The sequence below is a fragment of the Bradyrhizobium sp. INPA03-11B genome (assembly GCF_040446015.1).
Lineage (GTDB): Bacteria > Pseudomonadota > Alphaproteobacteria > Rhizobiales > Xanthobacteraceae > Bradyrhizobium > Bradyrhizobium macuxiense_A.
In genome coordinates, this window is the sequence record NZ_JASGSR010000040.1 from 38165 (window position 1) to 50267 (window position 12103).

Consider the following 12103-nt stretch of genomic DNA (forward strand, 5'->3'; position numbering starts at 1 on the left):
GGAGGGATCTATCACATGGGTATTCGCGCTGCGTTAGGGGTGCTGGTGCTTGGCATGTCGCTCGCGATTTACTTCGGGATCGGCTCCGGCGCGGACACGAACCGCGTCTATGCGATGCCAGTCTCTGAGGTGAATCATCTCATCGACCAGATCGATCTGCCGGAGGTCATATTCGCGAACCATAAGGCGAGGCATTGGCGGGAGAACGACAAGCTATCGGTCTGGGCACTGCAGAACGGTGCAGGCAAGGAAACATTTCGTCTCACCGCGACAACCGCCGCCGATAAAAAAGGTTCGCTTGTCACCGTCGCCATCGTCCCACCCGACAACGATAAGCGCGACGAGATCAAGAAGATGCTGGATGACAATCCTGCGTACGCCGATCTCTACAGTTCAGCCTTAGCCGAACAGATCGACGCCAAGCTGCGCAACCGGCTGTTCTCCATCACCAACATCTCCAGGCCGATGGCGCGTGTCTCGTTGAACGCGACTCCGCAGATCCTGCAGATGCGCAAATCCATCGATGAGGAATACGCGCGCCGTGCTCAGGAAGATCGGGAGCGTTACGACCAGCTATACAAGCGCCAATAGGCGGAGGTTGTATGATGTGGAGTTGGACCAAGCCGTTCGTTGTGGTCGTCGTTGCCGCCCTGGTTAGCATGGCGGCGTTGGTGACCGCACCGCCATCCCCGGCATTGGCTGCCGCGGAGGAACTCCCTGCACCGAGTCTGGGATCGTGTTGGCTCAGCCTGCCCAAGGACGTCGCAACGATCGTTTACTATACCTATGGTGGTTCGAAGCCGAGCCGCTACCGCCTATTTCACGAACAAGATACCCATCTCGGCCGACAACCGATCACCGTCCCGAAGCGGGATAAGCCGCTCTTCATCGTGCTCGTTTCCTACGGGCCCACCGAATGGGATTTGAGGATCGATCCGGGAGCACAAGTCGCCGGAGCGCTTGTGCTCGGCTACCGAGACCAGATCGTCAGCAACCTGCCAGCGAATGTGAGGCTCGGCTTTTCCATTTTCACGGGTGGTGTTGGCCGTGACTGCCCGGCTCGCAAGACTTGGTGGGGTGACGACATGAAGGCATTGAGCACGATGCTCTACACCGAGTTCAGTCACTACCCGAACGAGTCCTACAACAGCGCACATGAGGATTGCAGCTACTTCCTGTGTGAACGTAGCGGTAAAGTCGCCGACAAACCCAAGCCTTCGTTCTGGGCCCGGCTGTTCGGCAGCGCCAAAGCGGAAGAACAGGCCCCAAAAACCGGCGATGTTACCAGGACGTCGGCTCGATTGATTGTGCCCTGAATATCTTCGGAGCGGAACCAGGAGCAACGAGCATGCGCAGGCCTCGCCGCTCGCTGTTTACCAAAGATCTAAACGGACTGGCTCTGGTAACTGCAATGGGCCTCGTTTTCGCCGGCACAACTGCAAACGCCGGCAGCGAGGCGCCCGCCGACGAAACGATCCCAACGCTTGGGTCATGCCGTTTCCATCTTCCGGAGAGCGCGTCGACGATCGTCTACCAAGCCTCTTCTGGAAGTCTTCAGAGCGACTTCCATATTCCGCACAGCATCAAACGAGTTGGACGGCAGGAAATTGTCGTGCCGAACGAAACCGCACCGGTGTTCATCGTACTGGCAGGTTTTGAGTCGATCGAATGGAGCTTGCGCGTCCAGCCAAACGCGAAAATCGCCGGTGTCTATGTGCTCGGACTTGCGGATCAGGTGATCACCGGGGTTCCAGCAGGCGTGCGGATTGGCTTTTCGGTCCGGAGGATCGGCGACACTGCCGAAATGACGTCGGATGAGGGGCAAGGCTGCCCGTCTTTGAAAGCGAGGAATGTCGCCTTATCCGACTTGAGATCGATCGAAACACTATTGTCAGAGGAGTTCGGGCGGCAAATCGACAAGGCTCACGTTGCCCATCCGCTGCCCTGTCCCTATCGAGAGTGCTTGCTGCTCGCCAAAGGAGGCCGTTCCTGGTGGCAACGCCTGTTCGGCGAGACACGGGCGGCAAGCACCGCACATGCGCCCGATGTGCGCGCGTCCGGCCGGTTCATCGTCCGCAATGATGCACTGTGAGCGCGGCTAGGGCGCCGCGAGCGCGCTGACGTGACGGAATTTCGTTAAATCCGACAGGTTTTTGCAAGAGTGTCGTTGCCGTGGCGCATGCCGCAGAGCGCGCGTTCAAGACTCTTTAATTACCCCGCCTATCATGGGCGGACAGAGCGGGAGCCCGGAACATGCGTCTGGCAGGCCTTGCGATCAGTTTGGCCGGTGCGATTGGCATCGTGGCCTACGATCAGTACGACAAGACCACGAACTACGCGCGCGTCGACGCGCGCATCAGCGGCGTCAATGACCAATGCTATCTGGAAAAGGTCGAGCGCGGGATCCTCACCAAGACGAAGTGGACCTCCGACATGGTCCGTTGCGATGTTGCCGAACTGCTGCGGAAGGAGAATCCGAAGTGGCAGGGCTACAATGTGAGGCACAAGATCGAGGTGCGCGTCGTCTATGTCTCGCCGGTCGACGGGGTCACGCACCAGTCGGTGCTGCGGATGTCGTATTTCCCCTGCGGCCAGCCGCTGCACGCCGGCGACCTGCTTCCGGTACTGGCTTCCAGGACCAAGGTGGACAGGGCGCGTCTGACCTGACCGTCCGACGTGTACTTTTTGCTGCCCCGCGCCGGGTCGCTGGCTTATGATCCCCCGATTCCATCGCGCTGTTGCCGGCGATGATCCTGGCCCGTGCAGGCCGGTAGTCCCGGCATTGTGCGCGGCGAGACCATTTCCGAGGAGACCATGACGCAGGCTCCGTTTGCCACCCACGACGTGCTCAACCAGTCGCCGCCGTTTTGGAACGTCGACCTGTTCACGACGGACGCGCCGCTGGCCGCAGCCGTCGCCGCCAATGGCGGCGCCGCGGCCACCAATGAACTGTCGGATTTCGGCAAGCATTGGGGCTCCGCCGTCATGGCCGAGCGCGGCCGCATCGCCAACGAGAACACGCCGAAGCTGCGCACCTTCGATTCCAGGGGCAATCGCCGCGACGAGGTCGAGTTTCATCCGGCCTATCACGAGTTGATGGCGCACTCCGCCCATGCCGGTGTGCACAATTCGACCTGGAACCCCCAGGGTAAGCCGGCCGGCGGCGCGGCCGAGGTGGTGCGCGCGGCGAAATTCTACATTGCCTCCCAGGTCGAGACCGGCCATCTCTGCCCGATTACGATGACGCGCGCCTCGGTTGCGGCGCTTGCCTCGCAGCCGGATATCCTGGCGAAGACGATGCCGGTCATCGGCACGCGCGCGTACGACCCGAGCTTTGCGCCATGGTGGACCAAGCGCGGCATGACGCTCGGCATGGGCATGACGGAGAAGCAGGGCGGCACGGATGTGCGCGCCAACATGACGCGCGCCGAGCTCGATGGCGGCGCCTGGCGCATCACCGGACACAAATGGTTCATGTCGGCGCCGATGTGCGACGCCTTCCTGGTGCTGGCGCAAACGGAGCGGGGCCTGAGCTGCTTCTTCATGCCGCGCTTTGCGCCCGACGGCACCGTCAACGCGATCCACTTCCAGCGGCTCAAGGACAAGCTCGGCAACCGCTCCAACGCCTCGTCCGAGGTCGAATTCCACGGCGCTTATGCCGAGCTGATGGGCGAGGAGGGCAAGGGCATCCGCACCATCATCCAGATGGTGCAACTGACGCGGCAGGATTGCTCGATCGCCTCCGTCGGCCTGATGCGCTCGGGGCTGGCGCATGCGCTCAATCACGCGCGGCATCGCAGCGTGTTCCAGAAGCATCTCGCCGACCAGCCGCTGATGCAGGCGGTGCTCTCGGACATGGCGCTGCAGGTCGAGGCGTCCGTGGCACTGGTGATGCGGCTGTGCCGCGCCTTCGACCGCGCGGGAGCCGATGCAGGCGAGGCTGCTTACATGCGGCTGCTGACGCCGGCGATCAAATACTGGACCTGCAAGAGCGCGCCCGGCTTCCTCTATGAGGCGATGGAGTGCCTCGGCGGCAACGGCTATGTCGAGGAGGGCATTCTGGCGCGGCATTACCGGGAGTCGCCGGTCAACGCGATCTGGGAAGGCTCCGGGAACGTGATGTGCCTCGACGTGCTGCGCGCGCTCGGCCGCGAGGCCGACGCCGCGTTGGCCGTGCTGCGCGCGCTCGCCGACGAGACGAAGGGCCTGCCGGGCGCGGCCGAGGCCGTCGCATCGATCGGGCAATCGTTCCGCCGTCCGGACAGCGAGCGCATCGCGCGGCTTGCGGTCGAGAAGCTGGCGCTCTTGGCGGCAGCCGCGGCGCTCAACCAAGTTTCGCCTGACAATGCCGAACTGTTCGCAGCGACACGGCTTGCCGAACGCCACGCCGGCATGTACGGCGCGGTGGACCTGTCCGATGCCGATCAGCGCGCGCTGCTGGCGCGGGCGCTGCCATGAAGGTTTGCTGATGGACGCTCTCAATCCCGATACGCCGCCTGCCGTTCCCGATGCTCCGCCACGCCCTCCGCGGGCCTGGAAGTTCTGGGGTACCGCGCTGTGGGGTTTTGTGATCTTCGCCGCGATGTTCCTCGGCCAGCTCGCAGTCATCGTCTACCGCATCATCGCGCAGGGCGGGGAACTGTCGGCCGCCGGCATCACCCATGTAGTCGCCGACGGCCTGACGATCTCGCTCTCGGTCCTCGCCGGGCTGCCGATGGTGCTGCTGGTGCTGTGGTTCGCGATCCGCCGGACCCGGATTTCGTTCGCCGATTATCTCGGGCTGCACTGGACGTCGTGGAAGAACGTGATCATCGGCATCGTCGCGCTCATCGTGCTGGTCGGCGCCTGGGACATGGTGTCCCGCGCGGCCGGCCGCGAGGTGACGCCGGGCTTCATGGGCGACGTGCTGAAATCGGCACAGGAGCACAGCGCGCTATGGCTTCTGGTGATCGCCTTCGCCGTGGCTGCGCCGCTCTGGGAGGAGCTGTTCGCGCGCGGCTGGCTCTATCGTGGCTGGTCGGAATCCGCGCTCGGCCCGTATGGCGCGATCCTGCTGTCATCGCTGGTCTGGACGGTGATGCACCTGCAGTACGACTGGTTCTTCCTCTGCCAGGTGCTGACGATCGGACTTCTGTTCGGCTATCTGCGCTTCCGCACCGGCTCGACCTGGCTAACCATCCTGCTGCACGGGCTGAACAATCTTGCGGCGACGATCCAGACCTGGTGGCTGGCGGGGTCGTGACGCCTTATCCAACCGTCATTGCGAGGAGCGAAGCGACGAAGCAATCCACGTCTCAGCATGGAGAAAGATGGATTGCTTCGCTTCGCTCGCAATGACGCGGATAGGGCGAAGGCGGCTACCGCGTCGAGCATCCGCAGGTCTTGCAACTAGGCCCAATCGTCTGCCCGAACCACCACGGTCGGTGAGTTATGGCCAAAGAAGATCATCGCTTCGGGCCCTCGATAGTCTTCCCGTTTCAGTGAGATTTTGATCTCGGATCGATCTTCAAAGGTGATCGTGAAAGATTCCGGCCGTATCAGCGCGACGCCTGCGACGACTTTCCCTATTTGATCACAGATGAGATTTCTGAACTGGTCATGTCCATCGCGCAGGGCCACTCCGCCGGCCCATACTTCCACGCGCGTAAGAGCATTGATGCTTGGTCCGTCGAACTGCAGTTGCCAATAATCCAACACGAAAGTGATGGCACTCAGCTTTTCGCCGACGATGGCCTCAACTGGTTTCGATCGTTCATCCATGGGCGTCCTGACTGACTTCCTAGGTCCTACTCTCTAGCATGCCAGGTGAGTTTGGCCCAACGCAGGCATCTATCCAAGTCGACGTCGGCCTTCGACCGCAAAGCCTAAGTGATTGTACTATGAAGGCGCGCCTAAAGCTCCACCGCGGCGATCACGATCGGAATCGTGATGCCGCCAAAATCGCCAGCCGCGTGACGATCTGTAACCAGTAGGGGCGCGCATCGTCGCCCATTGGAACCTGACGTAGAGGCTGCCACCATCCCCGCCAAAGTGCTATCATCTAAATCAACGAACGAGCGCGGGCCGGATCGAAACCAGGCAGCGGCGGCTGCCGTCGTGCGAGCTCTTCCCATGGCTACGTTGTTCCGAACTCTTCTGGCCAGCGTCGTCGCGCTGGCGTCGCTCGGCGCCATCACGCAGCAGGTGCGCGACCAGGGTGTGACCGATACCGAAATCCGGATCGGCAATCTGATGCCGTATAGCGGCGCGCTGGAGATTTTCGGCCAGATCGGCAAGGCTGAAGCCGCCTATTTCGACATGATCAACGAACGCGGCGGGATCAACGGCCGCAAGATCCGCTTCATGTCCTACGACGATTTGTCGGACGCTTCCAATGCCATGGACCTCACGCGCATTCTCGTCGAGACCGACAATGTGCTCCTGATGTTCGGTTCGTTCGGGACGCCGGACAATCTCGCCGTGCGGAAGTATCTCAACGAACGGCAGGTCCCGCAGCTTTTCGTTGCCTCCGGCGATCAGGACTTCGGCGAGCCGTCGCTCTATCCGTGGACCATGGGCTGGCAGCCATCATATCGCGAGGAGGGGCGGATCTACGCCAACTACATCCAGGCTTTCTATCCCGGAAAGAAGATCGTGGCGCTTTGGGAGAATGACCAGTTCGGCCGTGAATTGTTCAAGGGGCTGGTGCAAGGGCTGGGCGACGTCGCCCACAACATCCGGGTCGACATCGCCTATGATGTCGACGATCAGCATCTGGACGGCCACATATCGATCCTGAAGCAATCCGGCGCCGAGGTCTTCGTGTTTGCCGGCGTGCCGGAAAATGCCGCCAAGGTGATCCGGGCGGCGGCCGATCATGGCTGGCGGCCGGTGTTTGTCGTGAACCAGATGGCGTCATCGATCGAGACGGTGCTCAAGCCGGCCGGCACCGAGAATGCGACCGGCGTCATCACCGCCGCCTTCCTGAAGGACGCGAGCGATCCGGCCTGGACGGAAGATCAGGGCGCCTGGCACAGCTTCCTGGACAAATATACCAAAGCCGGCGGCAAGGACGACGCTGCCGCCGTCTATGGCTATGCGGCCGCCGAAACGATGGTCCAGGTGCTCAGGCAATGCGGCAACGATCTGTCGCGCGAAAACGTCATGAAGCAGGCCGCGGCGATCAGGGATTATCAGGCATCCGCTTTGCTCCCGGGCATCAGGATCAACACCGGTCAATTTCGACCGGTCGAGCAATTGCGGTTGCTTCAATTCGACGGCCGCAGCTGGCAGCCGATCGGCGATGTGCTCGATACGGCGTTCACCGACGCGCGCAGGAAATAGCTGTTATCAGCGCGACGATGGTCACGCGCGAGACGCGTCCTCGGCTGGTCGCGGCCGGTGGATGATCTGCGCGAGCCGGTTATCGACTCCGGCCTCGGTCCGGCGCAGCTTGAGTGCGATCAGTCGGTGGTTCATCCCGGATTCGTGCAGCGCAACCAGCAGCCGCTCCTCGTTCTCGGTCCAGCTCTTGAATCGGTTGGCACGCATTGGTCACGCTCCCTAGCGCAACGATCATTGCTGATTCCTGCAACCCGCGCGCGTCCTAATTTGTAGCTGCACGTCCTGATCAGGACAGCGCTCCCGGCGGGCAATGCTGGCCCGATCGAACCGGTTGAAGACCGTTTCGGACCTTCACAAAATCCAAACTCCACGCGAGGCTTCGCGCTAAGTTTGTTCAAATACCGCGCGGCAGAAGGCCAGGCGACACGCCGCGATTCTTATCCTTCACTTGGCACTTTCGCAGGGTGATGCAGATGGACGAGAATTTGCAGAACATCTGGATACTTGGTTCAAGCGCTACGGTCGTTGCCCTAGCGGCCTTGCAGATCATCGATCTGGCGTTGACGCTGCTGCATTCGTTGCAGGAGCGCAAAGGCCAGCTGTGGCGCTATTTCGGTGCGATCGCCGGGGTCAAAATACCCGATGCTTTCGGTCAGATCTCGTTCTTCGGCGGCCTTACCATTGCATTGTGGATCGTAGGCCTGCTCGGCATTGCCGGCACGGTGCTCTGGCAAACGCCACTTGCGTTCGGCTGCCTCGGCGCGATCATCGGGTGCCGGCTGTCGGACGGCTGGTTCTCGCACATCGCGCTCAACAATGCGGGCTTTCGGCCCAATCCGGGGCTGTCGTCGGTGCCGCTCTACTTCGCCGAAGTTGTGCTTCTCCTGGTCGTGTTCTATCCGACCATCCGGACGCAGACGTTCTCCGTGCTGATCGGGTTCGTGATCGGCGCGCTTGCCTTCTACTCGGTCATTCCGAGCCTGAAGCTCGTCGGGCGCCTGGTGTTCCAGCCGATCGCGCCGTGGCGGGCAGGGAGTCCGCAGCCGGAGTGGTGAAGTTCGCGTGGACGCACCGATTTGCGCGTGAACGTCTAGGGCCCGACCGCGGCGATCACGATCGGCATCGTGATCGCGGCGAGGATCGTCTGCAGCGTGATGATCTGGGCGAGCAGCGGGGCGTCGCCGCCCATCTGGCGCGCGAGCACATAGGCTGACGGCGAGGTCGGCACCGCGGCGCAGGCGGCGACGATGGCAAGATTGGCGCCGGTGACGCCGAACCACACCGCGAGCGCGACCGTGAGCACGGGCATCAGGACCAGCTTCAGCACCAGCGCGATGCTGGCGGCGAGGCTGGGGCGGAAGATGCCTTCCAGATGCAGCCCGGCGCCGGTCACCAGCAGGCCGATCGCGAGCGACGAGCCACCGAGCGCGTCGGCGACATCGTGCCAGATCTGCGGCAGCGGGATGTGCGTGACGTTGATGACGAGCCCGATCACGCAGGCCCAGATCAGCGGGTTCTTGACGATCGTCATCACGACGGCGCCGGCAGAGCGCTTCTCCGAGGAGGCATATTTCGCCAGCACGGCGACGCTGAAGACGTTGACCAGCGGGATGATGGCGACCATCGCGACCGAGGCGAGCGCAAGACCTGTGCTGCCAAAGAGATTGCGCGACACCGACAGCGCGACATAGGTCTGCCAGCGCGTCGCGCCCTGGAAGATCGAGGTGAAGGCTGGGCCGTCGACGCCGGCCCGGGCAAGCGCGGTCCGCAGCGCAAGACAGAGCAGGCACATCACGAGTGCCGCGAGCAACAGCGCGCCGCCGACACCGGCGACCGGTACCTTGGTCAGGTCGGCCTTGACCAGCGTCTGCACCAGCAGCACCGGGAACAGCACGTAGTAGGTAAGCTGCTCCAGCCCGTGCCATTGCGTGTCGAGCCGCATCAGCGTGCGCTTCAGGACGAAACCGAGCACGATCAACAGGAACACCGGCAGCAGCGCCGCGATCACCACGGCCATGGTCAGCGGTCCCCGCGCAGCTTCGCGAGCCGGTCGAGCGCGCCCTGCAGGATGAAGATCGCGGCGTGCTCGTCGATCACCTCGGCGCGGCGGGCGCGGCTGACATCCATGCCGATCAACTCGCGCTCGACCGCCGCGGTCGAGAGGCGCTCGTCCCACAACCCGATCGCAAGGGGAGTGAGCCCGGCGAGGTTGCGGGCAAAGGCCCGGGTCGATTGTGCGCGCGGGCCTTCGCTGCCGTCCATGTTGATCGGCAAGCCCAGCACGAAGCCTGCGGCATTGCGCTCGGCCGCGATCGCGAGCAGCCGCGCGGCGTCCACCTTGAACTGCTTGCGCTGGATGGTCTCGACGCCGGTCGCGAGCCGACGGTCCGGATCGGAGACGGCAACACCGATGGTTTTGGTGCCGAGGTCGAGGCCGACGAGCGCGCCACGTTCGGGCCAGTGCGGCGCGGCTTCGATCAGGGGAAGGATGAGGGCGGGCATGGCGCAAGCGCTTAGCACGGGTGAGGGAAGGAAAGGTAGCCCGGATGGAGCCAACGGGTCTCGCGAACGCGCGCCCGATGACAGGCTCCGCGAAATCCGGGAATCTTGCCGCTGCGAAACTGTCCCGGATTGCGCTGCGCTCCATCCGGGCTACGAACCGCGGCGGCGTCGATGCATTTATGCGGCGATCACCCGATCGTCGCCGCCGAGGCAGGCGACAAGCCCCTGCAACGGGCTGTACTGGTGCGCGGTGCGGCGCTGGATGAACAGCGTCTCGACCTGCGCATGCTGCGGATTGAGCTTGTGGATATTCACGTCGCGCTGAACGTGGTCGCGCTCGACGACCGCGCGCGGCAAGAGCGTCACGCCCATGTCGGCGGCGACGCAGCCGACCATGCCGTCGAGCGTGCCGAGTTCGAAGCGCGCGGCCGACGGCCAGCCGAACTCGGTGAACACCTGTTCGAGGCGCTGCCGGTAGGTGCAGCCGGTGCGGAACACCAGCGCGGTGGGGCCCGACTCCGATGTGCCGGCGCGCAAGGCGGCGAGCGATTTCCAGCGCTGCGCGGTGACGAGCACCAGTTCCTCGGTGAAGGCCGATGTGGCCGATAGTTCGGCGTGCTCGATCGGACCGGCGACGAAGGCGCCATCGAGCGAGCCGTCAAGCACGGCGGCCACGAGATCAGCGGTCGGCGCGGTGCGCAGCGTCAGTCGCACCGCCGGGTGGCGGCGGTGAAACTCGGCAAGCAGCGTCGGCAGCCGCACGGCCGCGGTCGTCTCCATCGAGCCGATCGACAGCGGTCCCCTCGGTTCGCCGTCGTCGCGCGCGGCGAGCACGGCTTCGCGCGACAGCGCCGCCATGCGCTGCGCATACGGCAGCAGGCGGCGACCGGCGCCGGTCAGCGACATGCCACGGCTGTGACGCTCGAACAGCGCGGTGCCAATCTCGGCCTCCAGCGCCTTGATGCGCTGGGTGACGTTGGACTGCACGGTATTCAGCTCGTCGGCGGCCCGGGTGATGCCGCCAAGCCGGGCGACCGTGGAAAAGGTGAGCAGGTCGGTCAATTCCATCTGGGACCACCGTTTCAATTTAGAGATGGCTGCGTTCTCTAGTATTCATTATCCGAGAATGATAGGCCCGCTTAGGCTGCAAGTCTAGAACAGCAAGTCCAGAACAGGGAGCAAACGCATGCCGATCAGCACCGAATTGACGGCGCGTCTGGGCATTGAACATCCGATCCTGGCGGCGCCGATGGCCATGATCACGGGGAGCCGGCTGGTGAAGGCGGTGAGCGAGGCAGGTGGCTTCGGCATTCTGGGCGGCGGCTACGGCGACAGAGCGTGGCTCGTGGCGGAGACTGCGGCGCTCAGCGGATTTCGCCGTCCGTTCGGCATCGGTTTCATCACCTGGAGTCTCGCCAAGCAACCCGAGCTGATGGACATCGCGCTACAGGCGCGGCCGCGCGCGGTGATGCTGTCATTTGGCGATCCCGCGCCCTTCGCGCCTGATATCAAAGCCGCCGGCGCGCTGCTGATCTGCCAGGTGCAGAATGAGGAGATGGCGCAAGAAGCGCTCGATTGCGGCGCCGACGTCCTGATCGCGCAGGGCACGGAGGCGGGCGGTCACGGTGCGTCGCGCACCACGATGGACATCGTGCCGGCGATCATTGATTTCTCGGCAGGGCGTGTGCCCGTCGTCGCGGCCGGCGGCATCGCTGATGGCCGCGGCTTGGCTGCGATGATGATGCTCGGTGCCTCCGGCGTGCTGATGGGAACGCGCTTCTATGCCAGCGTCGAGGCCGACGCGCACGAGCAGGCGAAGCAGTTGATCCGCGCGGCGAAGAGCGGCGAGACCGTGCGCGGCGTGGTGATGGACTGGTCGCGCAAGCTGATGTGGCCGGCGCCGTTCACCGCGCGCTCACTTGCCAACGATCATCTGCGGCGGTGGTCAGGTCGCGAGATCGAGCTGATGCAGCGCGCGGACGAGATCGCGGTGGAGTATGCCGCCGCGAGGGAAGCGGGCAATTTCGACATTGCCGCAGTGTTTGCCGGCGAGTCCGTCGGCCTGATCCATGATATCGTCCCCGCGGCCGAAATCGTCGGCCGTATCGTTGCCGAGGCCGAGCAGTCGCTGCAGGGCCGGCGCAACTTTTCACCTTCTCCCCTTGTGGGAGAAGGTGGTCATAGGCGGCCTCCGGCCTCCGTACATAAGTAGAGAACGCCGATGCGCGGCATCGGCTATGTGCAATCCGCACCGGATGAGGGGTCTGTCTCCGCGGAG

Annotated in this window: 14 protein-coding genes; 9 read left to right on the top strand and 5 right to left on the bottom strand. The window is 63.6% G+C overall.

Annotation, left to right across the window (positions count from 1 at the left end; genetic code table 11):
• Positions 1-15 precede the first annotated feature (15 nt).
• From QMZ05_RS18705 to QMZ05_RS18730, 6 genes are all read left to right on the top strand, one after another.
• A complete protein-coding gene (locus QMZ05_RS18705) occupies positions 16-591 on the top strand; it encodes a hypothetical protein (RefSeq protein ID WP_353702080.1) in 576 nt (191 codons plus the stop codon).
• A gap of 14 nt (positions 592-605) precedes the next feature.
• Positions 606-1316 carry a hypothetical protein gene (locus tag QMZ05_RS18710; RefSeq protein ID WP_353702081.1) on the top strand — a complete coding sequence of 237 codons (711 nt, stop codon included), beginning with the start codon at positions 606-608 and terminating at the stop codon, positions 1314-1316.
• Between the two features lie 32 nt (positions 1317-1348).
• Entirely contained in the window at positions 1349-2092 is a 744-nt protein-coding gene (locus QMZ05_RS18715) for a hypothetical protein (protein WP_353702082.1), read from the top strand.
• 161 nt (positions 2093-2253) lie between these two features.
• Complete coding sequence (locus QMZ05_RS18720; RefSeq protein WP_353702083.1) at positions 2254-2667, top strand: hypothetical protein; 414 nt, start codon at positions 2254-2256, stop codon at positions 2665-2667.
• 147 nt (positions 2668-2814) lie between these two features.
• Positions 2815-4458 (top strand): acyl-CoA dehydrogenase family protein, encoded by a 1644-nt coding sequence (locus tag QMZ05_RS18725; protein WP_353702107.1) that lies wholly within the window; start codon positions 2815-2817, stop codon positions 4456-4458.
• Positions 4459-4468: 10 nt separating this feature from the next.
• Positions 4469-5242: a CPBP family intramembrane glutamic endopeptidase gene (locus tag QMZ05_RS18730; protein ID WP_353702084.1), complete on the top strand. Its 774-nt coding sequence runs from the start codon at positions 4469-4471 to the stop codon at positions 5240-5242.
• A 146-nt stretch (positions 5243-5388) separates the two neighbouring features.
• On the opposite strand, the gene QMZ05_RS18735 is transcribed toward QMZ05_RS18730, so the two are convergent.
• On the bottom strand, positions 5389-5760 hold the full coding sequence (locus tag QMZ05_RS18735) for a hypothetical protein (RefSeq protein ID WP_353702085.1): 372 nt from the start codon (positions 5758-5760) through the stop codon (positions 5389-5391).
• Between the two features lie 351 nt (positions 5761-6111).
• Between QMZ05_RS18735 and QMZ05_RS18740 the strand changes: the two genes are divergently transcribed.
• Complete coding sequence (locus tag QMZ05_RS18740) at positions 6112-7323, top strand: ABC transporter substrate-binding protein (RefSeq protein WP_353702086.1); 1212 nt, start codon at positions 6112-6114, stop codon at positions 7321-7323.
• A 21-nt stretch (positions 7324-7344) separates the two neighbouring features.
• Here the strand turns inward: QMZ05_RS18740 and QMZ05_RS18745 are convergent, their stop codons facing one another.
• On the bottom strand, positions 7345-7530 hold the full coding sequence (locus QMZ05_RS18745; protein WP_146985985.1) for a hypothetical protein: 186 nt from the start codon (positions 7528-7530) through the stop codon (positions 7345-7347).
• A gap of 266 nt (positions 7531-7796) precedes the next feature.
• Between QMZ05_RS18745 and QMZ05_RS18750 the strand changes: the two genes are divergently transcribed.
• Positions 7797-8378 carry a hypothetical protein gene (locus QMZ05_RS18750; RefSeq protein WP_353702087.1) on the top strand — a complete coding sequence of 194 codons (582 nt, stop codon included), beginning with the start codon at positions 7797-7799 and terminating at the stop codon, positions 8376-8378.
• A 35-nt stretch (positions 8379-8413) separates the two neighbouring features.
• On the opposite strand, the gene QMZ05_RS18755 is transcribed toward QMZ05_RS18750, so the two are convergent.
• The 3 genes from QMZ05_RS18755 to QMZ05_RS18765 form a co-directional block, all read right to left on the bottom strand.
• Positions 8414-9340, bottom strand: a complete 927-nt coding sequence (locus QMZ05_RS18755) for an AEC family transporter (RefSeq protein WP_353702088.1) — start codon at positions 9338-9340, stop codon at positions 8414-8416.
• 2 nt (positions 9341-9342) lie between these two features.
• On the bottom strand, positions 9343-9825 hold the full coding sequence (ruvX, locus tag QMZ05_RS18760) for a Holliday junction resolvase RuvX (RefSeq protein WP_353702089.1): 483 nt from the start codon (positions 9823-9825) through the stop codon (positions 9343-9345).
• Between the two features lie 177 nt (positions 9826-10002).
• Positions 10003-10893 (bottom strand): LysR substrate-binding domain-containing protein, encoded by an 891-nt coding sequence (locus QMZ05_RS18765; protein WP_353702090.1) that lies wholly within the window; start codon positions 10891-10893, stop codon positions 10003-10005.
• A gap of 118 nt (positions 10894-11011) precedes the next feature.
• On the opposite strand from QMZ05_RS18765, the gene QMZ05_RS18770 reads away from it, so the two are divergent.
• On the top strand, positions 11012-12037 hold the full coding sequence (locus tag QMZ05_RS18770; RefSeq protein ID WP_353702091.1) for a nitronate monooxygenase: 1026 nt from the start codon (positions 11012-11014) through the stop codon (positions 12035-12037).
• Positions 12038-12103: the final 66 nt, after the last annotated feature.